Source organism: uncultured Phyllobacterium sp. (assembly GCF_902479695.1).
In the GTDB taxonomy this organism is placed as follows: Bacteria; Pseudomonadota; Alphaproteobacteria; order Rhizobiales; family Rhizobiaceae; genus Phyllobacterium; species Phyllobacterium calauticae.
On sequence record NZ_CABSQF010000003.1, the window covers coordinates 195991 to 218618 of the forward strand.

The following is a 22628-nucleotide window of genomic DNA, read 5'->3' on the forward strand; positions in this document are numbered from 1 at the left end:
GCCATGAGCCTGCGTATCGTCTTCATGGGAACCCCGGAATTCTCCGTGCCGGTTCTCAACGCGCTCATTGGCCAGGGCCATGAGATCGTCGCCGTCTACAGTCAGCCGCCGCGTCCGGCAGGCCGGCGCGGACTGGAACTGACCCCCTCGCCCGTTCATCGCAATGCCGAAGAATTCGGCATTGAAGTGCGCACGCCCAAAAGCCTTCGCAGCCCCGAGGAACAGCAGGCGTTCCGCGATCTCAATGCGGACGTTGCCATCGTGGTGGCCTATGGCCTGATCTTGCCTACCGCCATTCTCGAAGGCACGCGCCTTGGCTGCTACAACGGCCATGCCTCGCTTCTTCCGCGCTGGCGCGGCGCCGCACCGATCCAGCGGGCCATCATGGCGGGCGACAGCGAAACCGGCATGATGATCATGAAAATGGATGAGGGGCTGGATACCGGCCCGGTCGCCATGGCCGAAAAGGTCAAGATCACACCCGACACGACCGCGGGCGAGCTGCACGACCAGCTCAGCATGATCGGCGCCGACCTGATGGTGCGCGCCATGGCCGCGCTGGAACGGGACAGCCTCACCCTGACACCGCAATCGGAAGACGGTGTCACCTACGCGTCGAAGATCACCAAGGTTGAAACCCGCATCGACTGGACCCTGCCGGCCATTGACATCCACAATCGTATTCGCGGTCTGGCACCGTTTCCGGGCGCCTGGTGCGAGATGGAGATCGGTGACGGCCTCGAACGCGTCAAGTTGCTGCGCTCGCTGCTTGCAACCGGTGCCGGCGTGCCGGGCACGGTGCTTGATGACGATCTGCGCATTGCCTGCGGAGAAGGTGCAGTGCGTTTGCGCGCGCTGCAGCGGGCGGGCGGCAAGGCGATGGACGGGCAGGAATTCCAGCGCGGCGCCAAGATTGCGCAAGGGGCAAAGCTGCCATGAGCAGCATCACCATTCGTCGCGTACAGCCCGCGGACCGCGCGTTGATCTCCGCTATCGTCGAAGACGCTTTTGCGGGACCGGATGAGGCAAGGCTGGTCGAGCAACTCAGTAGCAACGGCGATATCGTGCTCGAACTGGTTGCGGAGTTCGGTGGTGCCCTGGCGGGCCACATCCTTTTTTCAAGGCTGCGCGTTGAGAATGGAACCAGCTTTGACGCGGTTGCACTGGCGCCGCTCAGTGTCGTCTCAGGTCACCAGGGCAAAGGCGTCGGATCGGCACTGATCAGGGCCGCGCATCAGGAATTGGTGCTCATGGGCGAAACCCTTTCCATTGTCCTCGGCGATCCCGCCTATTACGGCCGCTTCGGCTATACGAATGCACGGGCATCGGGTTTTGCCAGCCAATATCAGGGCGAGTATCTCCAGGCGCTGGCTTTCGCTGATGCACCTCTGTCGGGAACGCTGGTCTATTCCAGAGCGTTCGAGGGCCGTTGATGCCGCGCTACAAGCTCACCATCGAATATGACGGCACCCCCTATGCGGGTTGGCAGCGACAGGAAAACGGCCATACCGTTCAGGCAGCCATCGAGCAGGCCATCTTCAAGTTCTGCGGCGAAACCATCTCCCTTGGCGCAGCGGGCCGCACCGATTCCGGCGTGCATGCGATTGCCCAGATTGCCCATGTGGATCTGACCAAGGACTGGAGCAGCGCCAAGGTGCGCGAGGCGCTCAACGCCCATCTGGTCGTGGCCGGAGAAACGGTCGGGATCATCAATGTCGAGCGGATGACCGAGAATTTCGATGCGCGTTTCTCCGCGACGGGCAGGCATTATCTTTACCGTATCATCAATCGCCGTCCGCCAGCACCGCTGGAAGCATTCCGCGCGTGGTGGGTGAAGAAGCCGCTCGATGCGGTGGCAATGCACGAGGCGGCACAACGGCTGGTCGGAACCCATGATTTCACGACCTTTCGCGCCACCCAGTGCCAGGCAAAAAGCCCGGTCAAATCGCTCGATCACCTCAGTGTGCTTCGCAACGGGGAAATCATCGAAATCAGGGCATCCGCGCGCTCGTTCCTGCACAACCAGATCCGCTCATTTGCGGGAACGTTGAACGAAGTGGGTTGCGGGCGCTGGACAGCCGATGATGTGAGCGATGCCCTTGCGGCCCGGGACCGCAAGGCCTGCGGCCCTGTCGCGCCGCCTTACGGGCTCTACCTCGTCGGCGTGGATTATCCGAGTGTGACCGGCTCCGGCATGGCAATGCCCAGCACACTCTGAAGAACAACCACCAGAACAATATATCCCGTGACCAGAATGGCGAAGAACGCAGTCGTATAGGCATAGGTTTTCTTCAATGCCACATGCGTCAATCGATAGGTCAAAACAAGCGCAACGGCGTTGAGGACGAGGTCGACACCCAGCGAGAGCTGCGGCCGGGTCGGCATGAAAATATGAACCAGTGTGGCGGGCACAACCAGCCAGTTCACCAATGCGGAACCCCAATTGCTGGTGATCACATAGACACTGAAACGGTTGCGCAGGCCAATTCGCGGTGCAACAAAAAGCAGCACCACCAATGGCAGGACCCACGCGGTCAAATCGACAAAGGCGATCCGGCCGATCAGGGACAACCGGGTTCCGGTTTCTGGCCGGAAGGCCACCGCATCATTGGCAAAAACAATCCAGCTCAAAATCAGGGGTGGCAGCGACACCGTGATGGCCTGGAATGATTGCCAGAAACCGTCTTCGGAAAGGTCGAACAATTCCAGACCGTCGGCATGGCCGTTCATGATCCGCCACGAGCCCCAGAAATAACGCTGGATGTCTTCAAAATTCAGCATGGTCGCTCAGGCAAAAAAGTCGGCAATGAACCGCTCGTAAATTTGTGTCAGCGTTTCCAGGTCTGCGACCGCCACGCGCTCATCCACCATGTGCATGGTCTGCCCCACGAGCCCGAATTCGACCACCGGGCAATAATCCTTGATAAAGCGCGCATCGGAGGTGCCGCCCGAGGTGGACAGCTGCGGCCGCTTGCCGGTCACGGCCTCGACCGAAGCCGTCAGCGTGCCGATAAGTTTTTCATCATGGGTGAGAAAGACGTGGCTTGGCCGGTCGCGCCAGACAAGCTCGTAATTGACCGGCGTTTTCCGGCCCGGCCGCAGCTTGCGGCGTCCGGATGCCTTGTCGAGACGGTTGTGGATTTCCGCCATCAGCGTCTCATCGGTCCATGTGTCGTTGAAACGGATATTGAACGTTGCGGTTGCCTTGGCCGGGATGACGTTCACCGCCGGATTTCCGACATCGATCGTCGTGACTTCCAGGTTGGTCGCCTGAAAGTTCTTCGTCCCCTTGTCGAAAGCGGGATAAAGCAGGCTGTCCACCAGCGTCACCAGCCCGCGAACCGGGCTGTCTGCCAGATGCGGATAGGCCGCGTGCCCCTGGACGCCATGGACGGTGATTGTTCCCGAAAGCGAACCGCGCCGGCCGATCTTGATCATGTCGCCAAGCTTGTCGGGATTGGTCGGCTCGCCGACGATGGCCGCATCCCAGGTTTCGCCCCTCGCCTTGGCCCATTCTAGCAACTTGCCGGTACCGTTGATCGACGGGCCTTCCTCATCGCCGGTGATCAGGAAGGAAATCGAGCCCTTCAACGCACCGTTCTTCGCGATATGGCGGGCAACGGCGGCGGCAAAGCAGGCGATGCCGCCCTTCATGTCCACCGCACCGCGACCGTACATCTCGCCCTTGTGGATCGCCGCCGAAAAAGGCGGGTAGGTCCAGGCCGCCGCGTCACCGACGGGTACAACGTCGGTATGACCGGCAAACATCAGATGCGGCCCGTTGCCCGAACGTCTGGCGTAGAGGTTTTCCACGTCCGGCGTCCCGTCTTCGCTGAAGGTGGGGCGCTCGACGGAAAAGCCCAGCGGCGCCAGCAGGGCTTCGAGCGTGGTGAGAGCACCGCCCTCCGCTGGCGTAACCGACGGACAAGCAATGAGTTGGGCGAGGTTTTTTACGGGATCTGTCGAGGATGTCATGTGCAAAGCGATAATCCAAAAGCAGCATCCTGTCACGCACTGGATCACAATGCGTGCATCTGTTTTAATGGCTGACGATTGCGTCAAACAGGGGCCCGCCAATGCTTGAAAACGCCAGCCGCATTGTTGTCGCAGGTGCCGGTTCCATTGGCTGCTATGTCGGCGGGCAGCTTGCCGCCGCTGGAAAGGCAGTCACGTTCCTGGCGCGGCCCCGCGTGGCGGACGAAATCCGGCGCGCCGGCCTGAAGGTGGTCAATCTCGACGGCACGGAGCGGTTGCTATCCCCGGACCGGCTTTCCCTCACGCAGGACCCTGCCACTGCCTTCGACAAGGCGCGGATCATTCTCGTTGCGGTCAAGAGCGGCGCGACGCAAGAGATGGCGGGGCTGATTGCCAGATACGCTCCTGCAGACAGCATTGTCGTCAGCCTGCAGAACGGCGTTGGCAACGCCGACGTTCTGCAAAAGAACCTCCCGGAGAGCATGACGGTGATTGCCGGGATGGTGCCTTTCAACGTTGTCCAATCGGATGCGGGCGCACTCCCGCTGAGCGTACGCCGCACCACGCAGGGCACGATCCTTGTCGAGAACAAGGTCGAAGGCCTGGCCGAAGCCCTGTCGACGCCGGACCTTCCGGTCAGCCACCACGACAATATGCAAGGCATTCTCTGGGGCAAGCTGATGATGAACCTGAACAACGCACTCAACGCCCTATCAAACCTGCCGCTTGCCGCACAGCTTGCAGACCGCGACTGGCGCGTCTTGCTTGCCGATCAGATGGGCGAAGGCCTCAAGGTCATGCGCGCACATGGCATTGTTGCAGCCCCGGTCCAGGGCGTATCACCCGCAATACTCCCATGGATTCTGCGATTGCCCGATTTTCTCTTCCGCCGCATCGCCCGCAGGATGCTGGCCATCGACCCGCGTGCCCGCTCATCCATGTGGGAGGATTTTTCCCGCGGCAGGACCACCGAAATCGATTACCTCCAGGGTGTCATCGTGGAACTGGCTCGGAAAAAGAATGTCCCCACGCCCCTGGCGCAAAAGGTCATTGCCTGCGTCAAACAGGCTGAGGGGCAGCCGGTCCGCTGCCATGCGGTGGCCGAGATCCGCCAGAAATTCGTCGCGTAAACGATTCAGTCGATCGGCTTTCCCGTCTTGTCCTTCATGGTCAGAAGCGTCAGCGCGCTCACCAGCGCCGCCGCCATCACATAAAAACTCGGAGCCAGTTTCGTACCTGTCGCCTCGATCAGGAGCGTGACGATGACAGCGGCAAAACCGCCGAAAATCGTCACGGCGAAATTATAGGCCAGTGACAGCCCGGTGGAGCGCAGCCCGGCGGGAAACTGCTCGGCCAGCAGCGCCGGTGCCGGACCGGTGAATGCGGCGAGAAGCAGCCCGAGAATGCCCTGGACAATGGCCAGGGTCATCAGATCGGGCTTGGCATTGACCCAGGCAAACAGCGGATAGATCAAAACACCGATGGCAATGGCGGCGGCCAGCAACAGCCGCTTGCGCCCCACCCGGTCCGATATGGCCCCCGCAATGGGACAACCCAGCATCAGCACCAGCCCGCCAATGGTCGTGGCAACGAATGCATCGGCGAGCGGAATGTTGAGCTGCTTGACCGCATAGGTCGTCATGTAGAACAGCAGCACATAGGTGCATACCGTCCAGAGAATGGTGACGCCAAAGCCGGATGCGATATCGCGCGGATGATCCCTGAGGGCGTCACGCAGCGGCGACTCGCTCTTCTGCGTGTGGCTGTCGGTAAAGACCGGCGTCTCGTCGACGCGGGCGCGGATGTAGAATCCGACTGGTCCGATCAGCAAACCCAGAAGGAACGGCACACGCCAGCCCCAGCTGTCGATGGCTGCCGGATCAAGCGCGTGCGTGACGATCGTGCCGCAGATACCACCGAGCACGACGGCAAGCGCCTGACTTGTCTGCTGCCAGCTGGCATAGAACCCGCGTTTTTCCGGCGGCGCATACTCGATGAGAAAAGCTGTCGCGCCGCCAATCTCCCCACCGGCGGAAAAGCCCTGGATCAACCGCGCCAGAACAATAACCAGCGGTCCGACAATGCCTGCTTGCGCATAGGTCGGCGCAAAGCCGAGCAGTGCCGTGCCGAACGCCATCATCAGGATTGTCAGGGTGAGTGCCGCCTTCCGCCCCTTCCGGTCGGCGTAGACACCGAGAACCACAGCCCCGACCGGACGCATGAAAAAGCCGACACCATAGGTGCCGACCGTGAGCAGGATCGAGGTCAGGTCATTGATCGCGGGAAAGAACAAGCGCGCGATGATCGGCGTGAAGAAGCCGTAGACGGTAAAATCAAACCATTCGAGGCCATTGCCGATGGTGGCGGCGGCAATGGCATGGCGCCGCTTGGCGTCATAATCGCGGGTCAGAAGGGAAGCCTGCACAGTCATACTGGTACCTCAGCTGAGATGGAATGGGCTTGGGTACCAGCTTCTGTCGGGAATCTCCGTCTGTCCAGATGTAAATCGCCTATTCAGTCACGCAGCAATTCATTGATCGAGGTCTTGGAGCGGGTCTTCTCGTCGACGCGCTTAACGATGACGGCGCAATAGAGGCTCGGGCCCGGTTCATTGTTCGGGAAAGGCTTGCCCGGCAAGGTGCCCGCGACAACGACCGAATAAGGTGGTACCTCGCCATAGAAAATCTCGCCGGTGGCACGGTCGACGATCTTTGTCGATTTGCCGATGAACACGCCCATGCCGAGGACCGCGCCTTCGCGCACGATGCAGCCTTCGACCACTTCCGAGCGGGCGCCGATGAAGCAATTGTCTTCGATAATGGTCGGGCCTGCCTGCATGGGCTCAAGAACGCCGCCGATGCCGACGCCGCCGGAAAGGTGCACATGCTTGCCGATCTGCGCGCAGGAGCCCACCGTGGCCCATGTATCCACCATCGTCCCCTCGCCGACATAGGCGCCGAGATTGACGAAGGAAGGCATCAGGATGGCACCGGGAGCAATATAGGCTGAACGGCGGACAATCGCGCTCGGCACCGTGCGGAAGCCCGCCTTGCTGAACTCGGTCGCACCCCAGCCATCAAACTTGGAGGGAACCTTGTCCCACCACGGTGCACCGCCAGGTCCACCATCGATGATGCCCATGTGATTGAGACGGAAGGAAAGGAGCACTGCCTTTTTGAGCCACTGATTGACGGTCCATGCACCATCCGCCTGCCGTTCGGCAACACGGGCTTCGCCACTGTCGAGAAGCAGCAATGATGTGTCAACCGCGTCGCGTATTTCGCCGCGCGTTTCGGTGTTCACGGCATCGCGTTCGTCAAAGGCCTTGTTGATGGTCTTTTCAAGACTGGCCAGGTCGGGCTTGGACATTTTCAGGTCACTCCATTGCACGGGCGGTTAAGGCTGATGTAAGGCCTAGTAAGATAAGTCTGTGAGAGGGTCAATCGCAGCGCCACAATGTTGGACGACGAATAGGATTTAATGTCTGTAAGCGTCACTTGCGTCCGCAGAAGGAGAATATAATTGAATACCGATGAAAAAAACGGCTGGACGCCATTTTCCCACTCCACCGAAGCCGTACGGCGGGTAGAGACCGCTCCCGAGACCCCGCAAACACAATCGGACACCTATCGTCTTGCCTTTGCCGATCCGGAGTTCATGACACGCCGCGATCTGCGCGCAGTACGGTTGCAGCTTGAATTGCTCAAACCGGAAATGGCACTGACCCAGCGGGGTATCCGTTCGACAGTCGTGCTTTTCGGCGGCGCGCGTATTCCCGAGCCCGGCGGTGAAGCCTGGGCCGCGAAGAACGAAGTGCAGAAGAAGAACCTTGAAGCCAATTCGCGCTATTATGCCGAGGCGCGCAAGTTCGCCCAGCTGTGCTCGACCTATTCCGCGACCACCTACAACCGCGAGTTTGTCGTTGTTACCGGCGGCGGTCCCGGCGTGATGGAAGCGGGCAATCGCGGCGCCGCCGATATCGGAGCGCCGACCATTGGTCTCAACATCGTCCTGCCGCACGAACAGGCGCCGAACGAATATGTGACGCCCGAGCTCTGCTTCAACTTTCACTATTTTGCCATCCGGAAAATGCACTTCCTGATGCGGGCAAAAGCGCTTGCGATTTTCCCCGGCGGCTTCGGCACCATGGACGAGACATTCGAGACGCTGACACTCATCCAGACAGGGCGCATGGAGCGCATCCCGGTCCTCCTCTTCGGCCGGTCATTCTGGGAAAAGGCGATCAATTTTGAATTCCTGGCCGAACAGGGTGTCATTTCGCCGTCGGACAGGGAATTGATCACCTTTGTCGATGACGCCGAAGAAGCGTGGGACGTGATCAAGACCTTCTACGAGCTGCCCTGACCCTCTGCCTCATCGCGGCTGCGGGAGCCGGGCCAGGACCTGATACCCCGCAGCGTCGATGACCGCTTCGACCGATGTAAATCGCTTCAGGCGGGCATGCCTGCGCGGACCTGCCCCGGCTGGATCGCATTGAGGAACGACGCGAGATCGTCGGTCACGTAATCGACATGATCGGTATAGTCCGGATCGCGTTCCCATATCTCGGAGAACGTCGGCTCGAAATTGTGCGGCACGATCAGGACTGTCTTCATGCCGAGCGCCTTCGGCTCGACCAGATTGCGCGCGAGGTCCTCGAACATGGCGCTGCTCTTGGCATCAATCCCGTGCAGATCAAGAAAACGGTCATAGGCCTGCCGCGCCGGCTTGGGCATCAGTTCGGCCGCGACAATATCGAAAATATCGTCGAACTGGTCGAGCACACCGAGTTGCCGTGCCGCCCGCTCCGCGTGGCCACGGTCACCGTTGGTGAAAATGAACTTGCGCCCCGGCAGATGTTTGATCGCCATGGCCAGTGCCGGATTGGGAACCAGCCATGAATAATCGATATCATGGACCTTCTGCAGAAAGTCGTCCGGATCGATGTTGTAGCGATCCATCAGCCCTTTGAGGGTCGTCCCGTAATCCTTGTAGAACTGCTTCTGCATCTGGCGGGCATCCGCGTGGGAAAGTTGCAGGAGATCCGCGATATAGCCCGTCATCTTCACGTCGATCTGCGAAAACAGATTGGAATGATGCGGGTAAAGCGTGTTGTCCAGATCGAACACCCAGTCCGTTACATGGGCAAAATTCAGAGGATCGGGATTTTTCGTCATGCATACTCGCCATTGCAGGGACATCGGTAACGGGACAGGCAGTCTGTTGCCATAACGACTCAATAGACGAAAAAAGTCCGAACTACGACCGTTTTTACATTTTCCGCTAACAGCCGCTTCATGAATGCAGCATAGTAATCAGGTAGCAGCATTAGGGGTGAAATGTTCAGAATTCTGTACAAATGTGCGCTTGTCACACTGATCGCGATTGTCTGTTCTTTGCTGATCACCGGGAGCATCATGAGTGCTTTCGACATGCACAACAAAATGGGCTTCGTGATCGCCACGATCTGTCCGTTGACGATTACCCCGCCGATCTCGCTGATGGTGTTCCGGCAGTCCGAGCGACTGCGCGTGACCCTGCTTCAACTCAGTCAGGTTATGCTGCAGCTTGAGGAAACCAATGCCAAGCTTCTGGAGAAAGCCTCGCGCGACAGCATGACGGGCCTGCTCAACCGTGAAGCTTTTTTCACCCATGTGGACAGGGTCCGCCGGCAGATACCCGGATCCCTGCTGATCATTGACGCGGATCATTTCAAGAAAATCAACGACCAGCACGGCCATTACAATGGCGACGGCGCGCTGACCGCCATTGCCCACTGCATATCACGCAGCATCGGCGAGAACGACAGCATCGGCCGCATCGGCGGCGAAGAGTTTGCGGTTTTCCTGGCGACGGAACACGAGGATGAGGTGCGCGCCATTGCCGAAATCATTCGCAAAGATGTGACGTTGATTGAATTCCGGACGCCTGAAAATGAGCGGGTTCCGCTCAGCGTCAGCATTGGCGGGGTGATCGATGTCTCGACAGGGGCGATCGCCGATCATTTCCAGACCGCCGATCGCCGGCTTTACGAGGCCAAGCGCAATGGCCGCAACTGCGTCATCGTGAAACCAGCGATGAAAACCGCGGCCTAGATTGCCGACGGGTCCAGCGGCGGGCTGTCCTTCCACCGGGCAACAAGGGTGGCCATATCGGCGGTTTCGAAGGCATCGCGCAGCGCGGCAAAGCTTGGGAGAACAAAATAGGCGCGCTGGAACTTGTCGATCTCGTAGGCGGTCCGCATGACCGTTTCCAGATCGAATGGAACGTGGTGGGCATCCGGGCTTTCGACCGCAAACTGCAATTCGCTGAACGATGACATAAGGCCGGCGCCAAAAGCCTTGAGCGGGGCGCCCTCTTCCTGCATCAGACCGAATTCAGCCGTATACCAGTAAAGTCGTGCGACCATCTGTTCACCGCCGATTCGAACCGCAGCGGCACCCTTTTCACCGTAGAGTTGCATGAAATCCGCAAACACCGGCTGGCTGAGAATGGGAACATGGCCGAAGAAGTCATGGAACATGTCCGGTTCGACGATGTAGTCCAGTTCCTTCTTGCTGCGCAGCCAGTTGGTGACCGGGAAGCGGCGGTTGGCAAGATGATCGAAGAACGGCTCGTTCGGGATAAGACCGGGGACCGCCACGATCTCCCAGCCCGTCAATTTGCGCAGCCGTTCGCTTACTTCATGAAAGTCGGGGATACGGTCGAGCAGGCCCAGCGCATCGACGCCGTCGAGGTAACTGTGATGGGCAAGCCGCGACGTGAGCTTTGTCTGACGGTCACAGAGGGTGCGCCACACCTCCTGATCTTCCGCCGAGTAGTCATATTGCTGTTCGACGGTAAAATCCGGCTGGCAGGCATGATAGTCGCCGCGCAACCCTTGTGCTGCACATTCACGGGCATAGGCCTCAACACTGATGGTCATGAATTCCTCCTCGATTCCCATTCTGACATCCAGAATACTCCGAGAAATCGAGTGAATTTGACCTTATTGCCTCAATGAACCACTATCTGGAGAGGAAAATATAATATCCTGGAGAAAAACAAGTGACATCCCCTCGATTTGACGAATTTGAAATCAAGATGCTGCAGGTCCTGCGCGACAATGGCCGGGTGCCCATCACCGATCTGGCGCAGGCCATCGGGCTTTCGGCCACGCCCTGCGGTCGACGTTTTGACGCCCTGCAGGAAACCGGCGTCGTCAAAGGCTTTGCCGCCGTGATCGACCGCCGGTCTATCGGGCTCATGGTCGAAGTCTTCGTTCAGGTGCGGCTGACATCGCACAGCGATGAATCGCCGGAACGGTTCATCACGGAAATACAGCGCATGGACGAAGTATCATCCTGCTGGACGATGACCGGCGAGCACGATTTCCTGCTGCACGTGATGGTGCCCACCGTCGATGATCTCAACGATTTCGTCATGCATCGGCTGATGCGCCTCAAGGGTGTGCGTGACGTGCACACCCAACTCGTGCTGCAGAACATCAAGGGGCCGGGCAAAATTCCGCTCGACCATCTGAAACGATGATCAGGGAACGATCAGCGTTCCCGCACCACGTTCCGTGAAGAGTTCGAGCAGAACCGAATGCGGGGTCTTGCCATTGAGGATGACGACCCCTTCGACACCGCGATTGATCGCATCGATGCAGGTTTCGACCTTGGGGATCATGCCGCCTGAAATCGTGCCGTCCTTGATCAGCGCGCGGGCCTGACCGACGGACAGTTCCTTGATGAGCTTCTTGTCCTTGTCGAGAACGCCGGGGACATCCGTCAGGAACAACAGGCGCGAAGCGGCCAATGCACCGGCAATGGCGCCCGCGAAGGTGTCGGCATTGATGTTGTAGGTATGGCCGTCGCGGCCTGGCGCAACCGGAGCGATGACCGGGATCATCTCCGAGCGGGCAAGCAGGTCCAGCAGGGTGCGGTCCACTTCGACCGGTTCACCAACAAAGCCAAGGTCAACAATCTTCTCGATATTGGAATCAGGATCGACAATCGTCTTCTTGGCCTTTTCAGCGAAGACCATGTTGCCATCCTTGCCGCACAGGCCAATGGCCCATTCGCCTTCCGCATTGATCAGCGCAACGATTTCCTTGTTGATCGAACCGGCAAGAACCATCTCGACGATTTCGAGCGTCTTCGCATCGGTAACGCGCAGGCCGCCTTCGAATTTCGATTCGATGCCCATGCGCGCAAGCATCGATGCAATCTGCGGGCCGCCGCCATGCACAACGATCGGATTGATACCGGATTGCTTCAACAGGGCGATATCGCGGGCAAAGGCCTTGCCAAGCTCCACGTTGCCCATGGCATGGCCGCCATATTTCACAACAACGGTCTTGTTTTCGTATCGCTGCATATAGGGAAGAGCCGCGGATAGAAGGCTTGCCTGAATTTCTGCGGTGTGCTCAGTCTCGGACATGGGGGAAGCAAGCTCCAGCTTGAAAAGGACGGGGTCTCATAACCCTAAAGACGGTCATGGGCAAACATGATTTAGGGTGGGCGGGAACGTTTTTGCATGCGGCCCATTGACAGGACAACATATCCGCAGATTTAACTTAGGGGCAGGACTCTGGATAGTCAAAGAGTTGGAAACGCCGGTCGCATGACACCCGAAGGCATATCAGAGCTGATTTCACGGGTCGCTTTGCGGGATCGCTCGGCGTTCGATAAGCTTTATACCTCCACGAGCGCGAAACTATTCGGCGTATGCCTGCGTATCTTGGGCAATCGCTCGGAAGCAGAGGATGCACTGCAGGATATTTTCGTCAAGATCTGGAACAAGGCTGACCGGTTTGCCGTCGCGGATACAAGCCCCATCTCGTGGCTGGTGGCTATTGCGCGCAATCATTCGATTGACGTACTGCGTGCCCGCAAGCCAGCAACAGCCGAACTGGAAAAGGCGGTCGGTCTCGCGGAACCGTCCCTCAATCCCGAACAGTCTGCCATTGCATCCGGTGAAACAAAGCGCATCAACGAGTGTCTCGATCAGCTGGATTCTGACCGGGCCGCGGCCGTGCGGGGCGCCTATCTGAACGGCGAGAGCTATGATCTCCTGGCGATCCGCCACCGGGTGCCATTGAATACAATGAGAACCTGGCTGCGGCGCAGCCTGATGAAACTGAAGGAATGTCTGGAACGATGAGCACGATACCACCCGATGACACAATGCCGGAAGGCGACGATTTCGTCGCAGCCGAGTATGTGCTGGGCGTGCTGCCGGATCAGGAGCGGCAGGATGCCGCCCGCCGCATCGAAACCGATGCTTCCTTTGCGCGCCTCGTATCCGACTGGCAGAACCGGTTCGACCCATTGAACGTGCAATTTCAGCCGGTGACGGCGCCCAGCCATCTGAAGAGCCAGATCGACCAGCGCCTGTTTGGCATCGACTCGGGCCGCGTGGCGGCCGGCGCCTCCTTCTGGAACAGCCTGGCATTCTGGCGAACGGTTGCCGTTGCAGCGCTTGCACTGGTCCTGTTCAACTTCGGCAGAGAGTACGTTCTGCGCCAGACCGGACCAGCTCCTGCGCAGCTTGTTGCCTCCATGGCAAGCGACAGCGGTCCAATGCGAAGCCTTGCCGTTTTTGACGGCAAGTCGAGAAAGCTCAGGATTACGCTGGTTTCAGGTGATATTCCGCAGAACAAGTCGCTGGAACTCTGGCTGATTGCGGGAAAGGACGCTCCGGTGTCGCTGGGCGTTCTCAAATCGCCCAAGGTGACGGAGTTCGACGTACCCGCGCCAACTGCCGCAAAGCTGCGGGATGGAACAACCCTGGCCATTTCGGTTGAACCGGCAGGCGGCTCTCCAAGCGGAGCGCCCACCGGCGCTGTTGTCGCAGCGGGCGCTGTGAGCAGCATCTGAAATCAAGGAAGCTGGTAAGGCTCTATTCTTCGAGGAGAAGCGCGATTGCAGCGCGCAGCTCATCCAGTCCGCCGCCCTTTTCCGACGATGTGGCAAGGATCGTTGGATAGGCAGCGGCGCGCTTTTTGATGGCCTGCGCCGTTTCTTCCATGAGGCGCGGCACACCGGCAGGCTTGATCTTGTCGATCTTGGTCAGAACGATCTGGTAGGACACCGCCGCACGATCCAGGAGATCGAGCACTTCCGCATCGTTCTTCTTCACACCGTGACGGGCATCGATAAGCAGATAGACGCGCTTCAGCGTGGTACGGCCGCGCAGGTAATCGAAGACAAGCCGCGTCCATGCATCGACCTGTTCCTTCGGTGCTTCCGCAAAACCGTAACCCGGCATGTCGACCACGGCGAGCGGCGGCAGATCGCCATTTTCACCGGAATGGCCATCCGGGACGAAATAGTTGAGTTCCTGCGTCCGCCCCGGCGTGTTGGAGGTGCGCGCCAGACCTTTCTGGCCGATGATCGCATTGATGAGCGACGACTTGCCCACATTGGAGCGCCCGGCGAAGGCGATCTCGATGGGCCCTTCGGGCGGCAAGAATTTCATGGACGGAACGCCGCGAATGAAAACCCAGCCCTGCGCAAAGAGCATCCGGCCCTTCTCGATCAGCCGGTTCGTATTGTCGTTGGTTTCGCTCACGTTGTTTTCCGTCCGTTCAAGGGGTGGCCGCAGCCACCTGCATTCAATGTTATCGCCGCCTTGTCAACTGAACGGCGCCGTTCACCGGCAAATGAAAAGCCCCCGGTATGACGCGGGGGCTTTCGGCATTCGAGTGAAACCCGCCTATTCCGCGGGTTTGGGTTTCTTCTTGAAGAGCCCCGTGAGATTGTCCCACAGTTCGATCTTCGCGCCCTGCCGCTTCATGATGATGCCCTGCTGGGTGATCGACAGGAAGTTGTTCCACGCCCAGTAAATCACCAGACCGGCCGGGAAGCTGGACAGCATGAACGTGAAGATCAGCGGCATCCAGTTGAAGATCATGGCCTGCGTCGGATCGGGAGGCGTCGGGTTCATGCGCATCTGCAGGAACATCGTCACACCCATGATCAGCGGCCAGACGCCGATCATCAGGAACGCCGGAACAGTCCATGGAATGAGACCGAACAGGTTGAACACCGATGTCGGATCCGGCGCGGCCAGATCCTGGATCCAGCCGAAGAACGGCGCGTGGCGCATTTCAATGGTGACGTACAGCACCTTGTAGAGCGCGAAGAAGACCGGAATCTGGATCAGGATGGGCCAGCAACCAGCGATCGGGTTGATCTTCTCGGTCTTGTAGAGCTCCATCATGGCCTGCTGCTGCTTGACCTTGTCATCCGCATATTTCTCGCGGATTTCGGTCATCTTCGGCTGAACCAGCTTCATGCGCGCCATCGACGCATAGGACTTGTTGGCAAGCGGGAAGAACAGCGCCTTGAGCAGGACCGTAACAACGAGAATGGCCACGCCGAAGTTGCCGATGGCCTTGTACAGCCAGTCGATGAGATAGAACATCGGTTCGGTGATGAAGTAGAACCAGCCCCAGTCGATCAGATTCTTGAACAACGGAATATGCAGGTTGTTCATATAGCCATTGATCTTGCCAACTTCCTTGGCGCCGGCAAAAACGAGGTTCTCGATCGTTGTGGATTGACCTGGCTCAATCGTTGTCGGATCGGACAGATAGTCGCTCTGATACTGCGGACGGCCATTGTCGAAGTAGGACATGCGCGCCTTGAAAGGCTTCGTTTGCGATGGAACAAGCGCAGCGGCCCAATATTTATCGGTGATGCCGATCCAGCCGCCAGTGTCCGTTTTCTCCGGAGAAACCTCTTTTTCCTTCTCGATTGCCGCGAATTTGTATTCGACCAGCTTTCCAGCGATCACGCCGATCGGACCTTCATGCAACACATAGGTGCTGGCATGCAGAGGCTTGTAGAACCGCGTGACACGACCGTACGAGGCCAGTGACACCGGCACGGAGGTTCCGTTCGTCACGGCATCCTTGACCGTGAACATATAATTGTCGTCGACGCTGAAGGTGCGCTTGAAAACCAGGCCCTTTTCGTTGGTAAACGTCAGGGTAACCGGGGTCGACGGGCTAAGCTTGCTGTTGCCGTCCACTGTCCACACGGTCGTCGGACCGGGAACCGTGCCCGATGTCTCGTTGCCGGTGAACCCGATTTCGACAAATTGCCCGTCTGCCATTTGCGAAGGGCTTAACAGCTGAATGGTCGGTGAATTGTTGTCGACCGTTTCATGATACTGCTTGAGCTGCAGGTCATCCAGACGCGCGCCGGTCAGGCTGATGGATCCGCTGAGGCTTGGCGTGTCGATCTGCACACGTGACGTCTGCCCGAGCGCGGCGGCACGGGTGATGCTGCCGGCCTGAGCGGCATCCGGTGTCTGGCCGGGAATATTGGCACCGGGTGCGGCGGGTGTGGATGCCGGCAGATTGTTTGCTGGCGTACCGGCTGGCGTCGCGGGCTGCCCGGCGGCCTTGGTCTGCGCCTGGCGCGTGGCTTCAATCTGTGCCTGCTGCCGCTCGGCCTCGATCTTGGGGCCCATATAGAACACCTGCCACAGTCCCAGAATAACGACGGACAAGGCGATGGTGATAAAGAAATTACGATTGGTTTCCATTATCGGGTCCTGTTGGGCCGGTCATGTCTTGGGGAAACGCCGGTTTGGTATTTTTTGGAAACCCGTTTCGAGAGTTCCCGGGATAAGTCCGCAAATGGCGCATCAAGCGCGTCACGGCGAGCAACGATCACATAGTCGGTTCCGGGGGCCATGTCACCTGCAACATTGACGCGTACGGCCTCTTTCAGCCGGCGCTTGATGCGATTGCGGATAACGGCATTTCCGTTCTTTTTTGTGACTGTAAAACCAACACGCGGCGGACCTTTCCGGTCTTCGCGCTCCTTGACTTCGAGCAGAAAAAAGCCGCCGCGGCGTTTTTCTCCGGCCCGAACAGCCAAAAACTCCGCTCTCTTGCGAAGGCGGAGTGGTTTTTGATCATTCATTCCTGCAATGCCAACTTCGGCCAACCGCGCAAACCTGCGCGGAACGCCTTATGCCGACAACCGCTTGCGACCGCGAGCACGACGTGCTGCGATAACCTTGCGGCCGCCTGCAGTAGCCATACGGGCGCGAAACCCGTGACGACGTGCGCGGACAAGTTTGGATGGCTGATAAGTACGCTTCATTTGTTTAATACCGCGGTGTGCGGCCCTTCTTGTGGTCTGTTCTTTGACAGGAGCATATCAGGACCGCCATTGGCGCATAACAACACGCCGCCGGGGCGGTCAACCCGGACGTGCGCGGCTTATAGAGGCATGATACCGAGAAGTCAATTGATACCGGACAATTCACGCATAGGCAAAAATCGGGAAGTGATTTATTGTACCGGCGCAACGTTTGTCCTACATCGGGCATTGATGGAGCAAATATGGCGGTAACGCAACAGGATCAGCAACCGGCAGGCGCGCGTATGCAGCACGCGGGCCGGCGCTTGCCGATCCTCAAACGCCTTTCGGGCAAGCTGTTGCGCCTCACCATCCTGTTCGGCCTGCTGGCCGAAGTGATGATCTTCGTTCCGACCATGGCCGATATGCGCATGCGCTGGCTTTCGGACCGCCTCAATACCGTTGCGGCAGCGAGTGTCGTGCTGGCGGCAAGCGACGACAAGGATATTCCGCAGAGCGTACAGAACGATGTGCTTCTTGCCACGGGCACCAAGGCGATTGCCCTGCGCGAAATGGGCGCGTCGCGATTGCTGGCGGTGTCGGACATGCCGTCCAAGGTCGACCGGCACATCGACATGACGGTCACTGACCCGTTGACCACGATCCGCGACGCATTCGATACGCTCATCAATGGTGGCAACCGCATCATCCGCGTTTACGGTCCTATCGGCGAGACGGGAAAAGTCATCGAGCTCATCACATCCGATGCGCCCCTGCGCAATGCGATGTTACGTTATGCCCGCAATCTGACGCTGATTTCGATGTTCATTTCGGTCATTACCGCCGGCCTGGTCTTCCTTGCCATCAGCCACCTGCTTATCCGGCCGATCCAGCGCATGAGCGCGAACATGCTGGCCTTTGCCCAGCAGCCGGATGATCCGCAGCGGGTCATCCAGCCGGACAATCGCGAGGACGAGCTTGGCATTGCCCAGCGCGAGCTGGCCGACATGCAGCAGCGCTTGCAGCGCACATTGTCCGAGCAGAAACACCTGGCCGACCTTGGCCTTGCCGTTTCCAAAATCAACCATGACATGCGCAACATTCTTGCGTCTGCCCAGCTCATGTCCGATCACCTCGCCAATGCCAGCGACCCCGCCATTCAGCGCATGGTGCCGAAACTCGTACGGACGATCGACCGAGCCATCAACTACTCCCAGACCGTGCTTGCCTATGGCGGAACACAGGAGCCGCCGCCACAGCGGCGCCGGGTGAAGCTGCACACCATCGTCAGCGACGTGGAAGAAATGCTCAATCTTGATACAAAGTCGGGGATTGAATTCAAAAACCTCGTACCGGAGAGTTTTGAGGTCGACGCAGATCCGGATCAGTTCTTCCGCGTGATTTCGAATCTCTGCCGCAATTCCGTTCAAGCCATGAGCGGCGTTACGGGTGATGACATCTCCATCGTCAAACGGCTGACAATTACGGCAGGACAAATTGGCGCCACATCGATCATCGGCATTGAGGATACCGGCCCGGGACTGCCGCCCAAGGCGCGCGAGAACCTGTTCACCGCATTCAAGGGCTCGGCCCGCTCCGGTGGCACCGGGCTCGGCCTTGCCATTGTCCATGAGCTGGTTCGTGCGCATGGCGGCACCATTGAACTGCGCGGCGGCGAAGGCGCGGGAACAAGTTTTGAAATCCGCATACCGGATCAACCCGTCTCTCTCGCCGAATGGCGCTCGCGCCGGGATTCAATATCGTGATATGACACTCGCAAATGAGTGATTATCTTCCCACCTACTGGCCCCAGATCTTCTTTGTCCTTTCCATCGTCCTCGGCGTTCCCGCCGCGGTCCATGCGGCCATGACAAAGGAGGAGGTGCGTGCGGCCATTGGCTGGGTCGGCGTCATCATCCTCTCCCCGGTGATCGGCGCGGTCATTTATGCGGTCGCCGGCATCAACCGGATCAGGCGCTCCTCCATAAGCTCGCAGCGCGCCTTCCTGCACGAAATCGGTCAGGATCACCTGATGCGTTTCGATGCGGACGAAGGGAATGTCCTTGCGCATTTCGGGCAACGCTTTGCTGCCATGAAAACGCTTGGCGACCGGGTGAGCCGCTGCCGCCTGACAACCGGCAACGACGTCGCCATGCTGCAAAGCGGAGACGATGCCTACCGTTCGATGATCGACCATATCAACGCAGCTCAGCGCAGCATTCTGCTCGAGACCTACATTTTCGACCGGGACAAGATCGGTTTTCGCGTGGCAGATGCGTTGATTGCTGCCGTTCAGCGCGGCATTGAGGTCCGTGTTCTCATCGACGCTGTCGGAGCCCGCTATTCCATACCGAGTATTGTCGGATATCTGAAAAGAGGCGGCGTGCGCTCCGACGTGTTCAACGGCAACATCATCATCGGCTTGCGCCTGCCCTATGCGAACCTGCGGACCCACCGCAAGATTCTGATTGTCGACGGGACAACGGCCTTTACCGGCGGCATGAACATTCGCGCCGGTTTTTCCGAAGAAATTGCCGGCAAGGACCATGCGCGCGATACCCATTTCAGATTGACCGGCCCGATCGTCACCGACCTCTTCCATATCGCGTCGGAAGACTGGCGCTTCACCACGGGTGAACAGCTGGCTGGCGATCCCTGGCTGATCGCTTCGCCGGACACGCCGGCGGGCGATCCCGTCTTTATCCGGGCTGTCCCGGCCGGCCCGGACAAGAGCGTGGAAGCCAATCATCGCATGTTGATGGGGGCGTTTTCCGTGGCACGAAACCATATCCGGATCATGTCGCCCTATTTCCTGCCAGATCGCGAACTGATCAGCGCTCTGGTGACCGCAGCCCGGCGGGGCGTCGAGGTCGATATCGTCGTGCCGGCGGTCAACAATCTGAAACTCGTTGATCGCGCGATGACCGCGCAATTCGACCAGATTCTCAAGAGCCATTGCCGCATCTGGCGGGCCAGCGGCAATTTCAACCATTCCAAACTTCTGGCCATTGACGGACAGTGGGCCTATGTCGGGTCGTCGAATCTTGATCCGCGGTCATTGCGCCTCAACTTCGAAGTTGACCTGGAGATCATAGACGCGGCATTTGCAGAAAAAGTGGAAGGGCTCATCGAGACGGCCATTGAAACCGCAAAGCCGGTCCTGTTGCAGAGCCTGCGCGCCCGTTCATTCTGGGTGCGGCTGCTTGACCGGATTATCTGGCTAGGCTCGCCCTATCTCTGATTTCCGCCGTTTCGGCCAGGGCCCCCTTCAGGTCGACATAGGCCTTGATCGGCAGGTGATCCGATGCCACGCGGGCAAGCGGCGTGTCATGCACCTCGATGCCGGTGACCAGACTGTGCGGATGGCCGAGCACGCGATCCAGCGCCAGAACCGGAAAACGCGAGGGGAAACTGGGCACTGCATTCTTCATCGGATCGAAGACCGGATGCAGGAAATGCAATGACGATCCCCTGCCGACACGCCATTCATTCAGATCGCCGAGCAGAAGCGTCGGGCGTGATGGATCCGCATGAACAGCATCGAGGATCGCCTCGGATTGCTGCATGCGGGAATGCCGCAGCAGGCCAAGATGCGCGGCGATGATGCGCAGAGGACCAGCTTCGAGATCAAGGTCGACCACCAGAGCGCCACGCGGCTCAAGCCCCGGCAGTGTCAGCTGCTGTACCCGCCGCACGACACCTTCACGGAAAAGCAGCAGATTGCCGTGCCAGCCGTGTCCCTTGGGGTAGAGCGATGCCACACGCACGGGCACAAGATTGTTCTCGCGTTCCAGCCGGGCAAGATCGAGCAGGCCGGACCGTTCGCCGAAGCGTTTGTCCGCCTCCTGCACAGCGACGACATCTGCGCCAAGTTCGCCGATGACATGGCCAATGCGGTCAGGATCGAACTTCTTGTCGATGCCGACGCATTTATGGACATTGTAGGACGCAATGACGGTATCGTTCCGCACGACCTTGGTCACGCCAGTCGGGCGCTTGTTGCGGTTCTTGACCGCCGCGAGGATGCTGGCTGAGACACTGGGTCTTGTGTGCCGCATTGGCTTCTTGCTGTCCATGCATAAGAGATATGTCGGGTTCGCGCGAATGGCAAGCAAATGCAGCAATCAGATCAAGCGAGCGCCTTCAAACCCGGTTGCCAACGAAATGCGCCAGCTGGGCACCCACTTCGTAATATCCCTCGCGCAGGGCGCGCAGGCCTTCTTCCCGGGGTTTCGTCACCGGTAAAGGCAGGTCGGCATCGGATATCCTGCCGGCGATGTGTTCAGCCAGGACCCGGCCAAAGACTGTGCCCGGAGCGATACCGCGTCCGTTGTAACCGCTGAAACTGATGATCTTCGGCGCGAGAGTGTGGAATCGCGGCAGGTTGTCGTTGGTCATGCCGATCTGGCCGTACCAGCCCGCCTCAAACGTCACATCCCTGATCTGCGGGAACAGTTTGCGGATCGACCGGGCAGCCCACGCCTTGTGGACGGCCATTCCCGTGCCGCGCAACGCCCCCACGCTGCCGAACACCAGACGGCCGCGCTGATCCATCCGGAACGAACTCAGTATCTCCTTGGTGTCCCAGCCGCCCTGGCGCTCGGGCAAAACCGTGTTGCGCACGTCTTCCGGCAGCGGCGTCGTGGCAAAATTGAAATAGGGCAGATGCAGGAGTTCGGCTCGCAGTTCCGGCCAGGGTGACGTCGTATAGGCGTTGGTTGCCACGACGACCCACTCGGCCGACACGGTTCCTGACGGCGTATTGACGATCCAGCGGTCGCCGGAGCGGGTCGTGGATGTCACCGGGGTTCCCGTATGGACGGCAACGCCAGCGGCAATGGCAGCGGTTGCAAGGCCGCGTACATAGGCCAGCGGCTGGATCGTGCCGGCGCGATTGTCCAGAAGCGAAGCGGCATAGGCGGTCGAGCCGACCTTCTCTGCGGTTTCCTCTGCGCCCAGCAGGCGAACGGCCGCGCCACGTGCCAGCCACTGCTCAGCCCGTTGTTCCAGCTGTTTGACGCCGCTCTTGCCGACGGCGCAGTGCAAGGTACCCTTGCGCTCGAGCTCGCAGGCGATCTTGTGCTTGTCGACAAGGTTGAAAACGGATTGCGGTGCATTGCCGAGCAGTTCCAGCAAACGTTCGCCATGCACCTGCCCCAGAACCTGCGGCAGGTCATTGGGCATCACCCACATGCCGGCATTGACCAGACCGACATTGCGGCCTGATCCGCCATAGCCGATGTCGACGGCATCGAGAACGGCAACGCTTGTGCCTGTTTCAGCCAGATGCAGGGCGGCGGACAATCCGGTAAAACCGGCGCCGATGACGGCGACATCAACGGAAATATTGCCCGCCAGCTTCTGTGTTGCAGGCGCGGGCGGCGCGGTCTTTTCCCAGAGGCCGTGGGAGCGTTCATCATTCAGCATGGGGTCACCGTCAGGTCGGTCCGGCCTTTGCCGGCAATCTTGCACAGACTCATCGTCCATTCTGCTTATAAGCCGCGTTTTCGGCAACGAAAGTGAAATTCGTTGAAGAGGTGATGCGGCGGGCGAATGACCCACTAGGTC

General features: G+C 59.2%; 23 protein-coding genes and 1 pseudogene. 11 read left to right on the forward strand and 13 right to left on the reverse strand.

All coding sequences use genetic code 11. The annotated features are described in order from the left end of the window. The first annotated feature begins 9 nt into the window (after positions 1 to 9). Genes fmt through truA form a run of 3 tightly spaced genes read left to right on the forward strand, consistent with a single transcriptional unit; the run spans position 10 to position 2218 of the window. Positions 10 to 939 carry a methionyl-tRNA formyltransferase gene (gene fmt / locus RDL77_RS03375; RefSeq protein ID WP_288191829.1) on the forward strand — a complete coding sequence of 310 codons (930 nt, stop codon included), beginning with the start codon at positions 10 to 12 and terminating at the stop codon, positions 937 to 939. Continuing rightward, positions 936 to 1433, forward strand: a complete 498-nt coding sequence (locus RDL77_RS03380) for a GNAT family N-acetyltransferase (RefSeq protein WP_288191798.1) — start codon at positions 936 to 938, stop codon at positions 1431 to 1433. Before fmt ends, RDL77_RS03380 begins: the two co-directional genes overlap by 4 nt. After that, on the forward strand, positions 1433 to 2218 hold the full coding sequence (gene truA / locus RDL77_RS03385) for a tRNA pseudouridine(38-40) synthase TruA (RefSeq protein WP_223612103.1): 786 nt from the start codon (positions 1433 to 1435) through the stop codon (positions 2216 to 2218). Before RDL77_RS03380 ends, truA begins: the two co-directional genes overlap by 1 nt. On the opposite strand, the gene RDL77_RS03390 is transcribed toward truA, so the two are convergent. Continuing rightward, positions 2170 to 2781, reverse strand: coding sequence for a hypothetical protein (locus tag RDL77_RS03390; protein WP_223612105.1), 612 nt, complete (start codon positions 2779 to 2781; stop codon positions 2170 to 2172). The two genes, truA and RDL77_RS03390, sit on opposite strands and share 49 nt — an antisense overlap. Positions 2782 to 2787: 6 nt before the next feature. Beyond that, positions 2788 to 3975 (reverse strand): succinyl-diaminopimelate desuccinylase, encoded by a 1188-nt coding sequence (gene dapE / locus RDL77_RS03395; protein ID WP_288191799.1) that lies wholly within the window; start codon positions 3973 to 3975, stop codon positions 2788 to 2790. Positions 3976 to 4076: 101 nt separating this feature from the next. Here dapE and RDL77_RS03400 point away from each other — a divergent pair, with 101 nt between their 5' ends. Continuing rightward, complete coding sequence (locus tag RDL77_RS03400) at positions 4077 to 5105, forward strand: 2-dehydropantoate 2-reductase (RefSeq protein ID WP_288191800.1); 1029 nt, start codon at positions 4077 to 4079, stop codon at positions 5103 to 5105. Positions 5106 to 5110: 5 nt separating this feature from the next. Here the strand turns inward: RDL77_RS03400 and RDL77_RS03405 are convergent, their stop codons facing one another. Both RDL77_RS03405 and dapD read right to left on the reverse strand, forming a co-directional pair. Continuing rightward, positions 5111 to 6406 carry an MFS transporter gene (locus tag RDL77_RS03405; protein WP_288191801.1) on the reverse strand — a complete coding sequence of 432 codons (1296 nt, stop codon included), beginning with the start codon at positions 6404 to 6406 and terminating at the stop codon, positions 5111 to 5113. Positions 6407 to 6489: 83 nt separating this feature from the next. Next, positions 6490 to 7344, reverse strand: a complete 855-nt coding sequence (dapD, locus tag RDL77_RS03410) for a 2,3,4,5-tetrahydropyridine-2,6-dicarboxylate N-succinyltransferase (RefSeq protein WP_223612111.1) — start codon at positions 7342 to 7344, stop codon at positions 6490 to 6492. 153 nt (positions 7345 to 7497) lie between these two features. On the opposite strand from dapD, the gene RDL77_RS03415 reads away from it, so the two are divergent. After that, on the forward strand, positions 7498 to 8340 hold the full coding sequence (locus RDL77_RS03415; RefSeq protein ID WP_223612113.1) for an LOG family protein: 843 nt from the start codon (positions 7498 to 7500) through the stop codon (positions 8338 to 8340). 86 nt (positions 8341 to 8426) lie between these two features. Here RDL77_RS03415 and RDL77_RS03420 read toward each other — a convergent pair whose 3' ends face one another. Then, positions 8427 to 9152 carry a pyrimidine 5'-nucleotidase gene (locus RDL77_RS03420; RefSeq protein ID WP_223612115.1) on the reverse strand — a complete coding sequence of 242 codons (726 nt, stop codon included), beginning with the start codon at positions 9150 to 9152 and terminating at the stop codon, positions 8427 to 8429. A gap of 240 nt (positions 9153 to 9392) precedes the next feature. Between RDL77_RS03420 and RDL77_RS03425 the strand changes: the two genes are divergently transcribed. After that, the gene (locus RDL77_RS03425; protein WP_288191802.1) at positions 9393 to 10070 is read left to right on the forward strand and encodes a GGDEF domain-containing protein; all 678 of its coding nucleotides are present in this window, start codon (positions 9393 to 9395) and stop codon (positions 10068 to 10070) included. Here RDL77_RS03425 and phhA read toward each other — a convergent pair. Next, a complete protein-coding gene (gene phhA / locus RDL77_RS03430) occupies positions 10067 to 10900 on the reverse strand; it encodes a phenylalanine 4-monooxygenase (protein WP_288191803.1) in 834 nt (277 codons plus the stop codon). The two genes, RDL77_RS03425 and phhA, sit on opposite strands and share 4 nt — an antisense overlap. Positions 10901 to 11022: 122 nt before the next feature. Here phhA and RDL77_RS03435 point away from each other — a divergent pair, with 122 nt between their 5' ends. Beyond that, positions 11023 to 11505 (forward strand): Lrp/AsnC family transcriptional regulator, encoded by a 483-nt coding sequence (locus RDL77_RS03435; protein ID WP_223612120.1) that lies wholly within the window; start codon positions 11023 to 11025, stop codon positions 11503 to 11505. Here RDL77_RS03435 and argB read toward each other — a convergent pair whose 3' ends face one another. Continuing rightward, the gene (argB, locus tag RDL77_RS03440) at positions 11506 to 12399 is read right to left on the reverse strand and encodes an acetylglutamate kinase (RefSeq protein WP_105737814.1); all 894 of its coding nucleotides are present in this window, start codon (positions 12397 to 12399) and stop codon (positions 11506 to 11508) included. Between the two features lie 183 nt (positions 12400 to 12582). Here argB and RDL77_RS03445 point away from each other — a divergent pair, with 183 nt between their 5' ends. Both RDL77_RS03445 and RDL77_RS03450 read left to right on the forward strand, forming a co-directional pair. After that, positions 12583 to 13122 (forward strand): sigma-70 family RNA polymerase sigma factor, encoded by a 540-nt coding sequence (locus RDL77_RS03445; protein ID WP_223612122.1) that lies wholly within the window; start codon positions 12583 to 12585, stop codon positions 13120 to 13122. Continuing rightward, positions 13119 to 13838 (forward strand): anti-sigma factor domain-containing protein, encoded by a 720-nt coding sequence (locus tag RDL77_RS03450; protein ID WP_288191805.1) that lies wholly within the window; start codon positions 13119 to 13121, stop codon positions 13836 to 13838. Before RDL77_RS03445 ends, RDL77_RS03450 begins: the two co-directional genes overlap by 4 nt. Before the next feature lie 22 nt (positions 13839 to 13860). On the opposite strand, the gene yihA is transcribed toward RDL77_RS03450, so the two are convergent. From yihA to rpmH, 4 genes and pseudogenes are all read right to left on the reverse strand, one after another. After that, positions 13861 to 14484: a ribosome biogenesis GTP-binding protein YihA/YsxC gene (yihA, locus tag RDL77_RS03455; protein WP_288191831.1), complete on the reverse strand. Its 624-nt coding sequence runs from the start codon at positions 14482 to 14484 to the stop codon at positions 13861 to 13863. Positions 14485 to 14676: 192 nt separating this feature from the next. After that, the gene (gene yidC, locus RDL77_RS03460; protein WP_288191806.1) at positions 14677 to 16515 is read right to left on the reverse strand and encodes a membrane protein insertase YidC; all 1839 of its coding nucleotides are present in this window, start codon (positions 16513 to 16515) and stop codon (positions 14677 to 14679) included. Further along, positions 16499 to 16898: pseudogene (gene rnpA, locus RDL77_RS03465) on the reverse strand (ribonuclease P protein component). The gene yidC and the pseudogene rnpA overlap by 17 nt, the downstream one beginning before the upstream one ends. Positions 16899 to 16946: 48 nt before the next feature. Further along, positions 16947 to 17081 carry a 50S ribosomal protein L34 gene (gene rpmH, locus RDL77_RS03470; protein WP_040853797.1) on the reverse strand — a complete coding sequence of 45 codons (135 nt, stop codon included), beginning with the start codon at positions 17079 to 17081 and terminating at the stop codon, positions 16947 to 16949. A 242-nt stretch (positions 17082 to 17323) separates the two neighbouring features. Between rpmH and RDL77_RS03475 the strand changes: the two genes are divergently transcribed. Both RDL77_RS03475 and RDL77_RS03480 read left to right on the forward strand, forming a co-directional pair. Further along, a complete protein-coding gene (locus RDL77_RS03475) occupies positions 17324 to 18826 on the forward strand; it encodes an ATP-binding protein (RefSeq protein ID WP_374042650.1) in 1503 nt (500 codons plus the stop codon). A 14-nt stretch (positions 18827 to 18840) separates the two neighbouring features. Then, positions 18841 to 20301 carry a phospholipase D-like domain-containing protein gene (locus RDL77_RS03480; RefSeq protein WP_288191808.1) on the forward strand — a complete coding sequence of 487 codons (1461 nt, stop codon included), beginning with the start codon at positions 18841 to 18843 and terminating at the stop codon, positions 20299 to 20301. Here the strand turns inward: RDL77_RS03480 and RDL77_RS03485 are convergent. Together RDL77_RS03485 and RDL77_RS03490 are read right to left on the reverse strand one after the other, a co-directional pair. After that, a complete protein-coding gene (locus RDL77_RS03485; protein ID WP_288191809.1) occupies positions 20273 to 21118 on the reverse strand; it encodes an endonuclease/exonuclease/phosphatase family protein in 846 nt (281 codons plus the stop codon). The two genes, RDL77_RS03480 and RDL77_RS03485, sit on opposite strands and share 29 nt — an antisense overlap. A gap of 85 nt (positions 21119 to 21203) precedes the next feature. Beyond that, positions 21204 to 22487: an FAD-binding oxidoreductase gene (locus RDL77_RS03490; protein WP_288191810.1), complete on the reverse strand. Its 1284-nt coding sequence runs from the start codon at positions 22485 to 22487 to the stop codon at positions 21204 to 21206. Positions 22488 to 22628: the final 141 nt, after the last annotated feature.

Excerpts from the sequence above, each read along its gene's own strand:
- RDL77_RS03380 (WP_288191798.1), top strand. The coding sequence starts at position 936 with ATGAGCAGCATCACCATTCGTCGCGTACAGCCCGCGGACCGCGCGTTG.
- truA (WP_223612103.1), top strand. The coding sequence starts at position 1,433 with ATGCCGCGCTACAAGCTCACCATCGAATATGACGGCACCCCCTATGCG.
- RDL77_RS03390 (WP_223612105.1), bottom strand. The coding sequence starts at position 2,781 with ATGCTGAATTTTGAAGACATCCAGCGTTATTTCTGGGGCTCGTGGCGG.
- dapE (WP_288191799.1), bottom strand. The coding sequence starts at position 3,975 with ATGACATCCTCGACAGATCCCGTAAAAAACCTCGCCCAACTCATTGCT.
- RDL77_RS03400 (WP_288191800.1), top strand. The coding sequence starts at position 4,077 with ATGCTTGAAAACGCCAGCCGCATTGTTGTCGCAGGTGCCGGTTCCATT.
- RDL77_RS03405 (WP_288191801.1), bottom strand. The coding sequence starts at position 6,406 with ATGACTGTGCAGGCTTCCCTTCTGACCCGCGATTATGACGCCAAGCGG.
- dapD (WP_223612111.1), bottom strand. The coding sequence starts at position 7,344 with ATGTCCAAGCCCGACCTGGCCAGTCTTGAAAAGACCATCAACAAGGCC.
- RDL77_RS03420 (WP_223612115.1), bottom strand. The coding sequence starts at position 9,152 with ATGACGAAAAATCCCGATCCTCTGAATTTTGCCCATGTAACGGACTGG.
- RDL77_RS03425 (WP_288191802.1), top strand. The coding sequence starts at position 9,393 with ATGAGTGCTTTCGACATGCACAACAAAATGGGCTTCGTGATCGCCACG.
- phhA (WP_288191803.1), bottom strand. The coding sequence starts at position 10,900 with ATGACCATCAGTGTTGAGGCCTATGCCCGTGAATGTGCAGCACAAGGG.
- argB (WP_105737814.1), bottom strand. The coding sequence starts at position 12,399 with ATGTCCGAGACTGAGCACACCGCAGAAATTCAGGCAAGCCTTCTATCC.
- RDL77_RS03445 (WP_223612122.1), top strand. The coding sequence starts at position 12,583 with ATGACACCCGAAGGCATATCAGAGCTGATTTCACGGGTCGCTTTGCGG.
- RDL77_RS03450 (WP_288191805.1), top strand. The coding sequence starts at position 13,119 with ATGAGCACGATACCACCCGATGACACAATGCCGGAAGGCGACGATTTC.
- yihA (WP_288191831.1), bottom strand. The coding sequence starts at position 14,484 with ATGCTCTTTGCGCAGGGCTGGGTTTTCATTCGCGGCGTTCCGTCCATG.
- yidC (WP_288191806.1), bottom strand. The coding sequence starts at position 16,515 with ATGGAAACCAATCGTAATTTCTTTATCACCATCGCCTTGTCCGTCGTT.
- rpmH (WP_040853797.1), bottom strand. The coding sequence starts at position 17,081 with ATGAAGCGTACTTATCAGCCATCCAAACTTGTCCGCGCACGTCGTCAC.
- RDL77_RS03475 (WP_374042650.1), top strand. The coding sequence starts at position 17,324 with ATGGCGGTAACGCAACAGGATCAGCAACCGGCAGGCGCGCGTATGCAG.
- RDL77_RS03480 (WP_288191808.1), top strand. The coding sequence starts at position 18,841 with ATGAGTGATTATCTTCCCACCTACTGGCCCCAGATCTTCTTTGTCCTT.
- RDL77_RS03485 (WP_288191809.1), bottom strand. The coding sequence starts at position 21,118 with ATGCGGCACACAAGACCCAGTGTCTCAGCCAGCATCCTCGCGGCGGTC.
- RDL77_RS03490 (WP_288191810.1), bottom strand. The coding sequence starts at position 22,487 with ATGCTGAATGATGAACGCTCCCACGGCCTCTGGGAAAAGACCGCGCCG.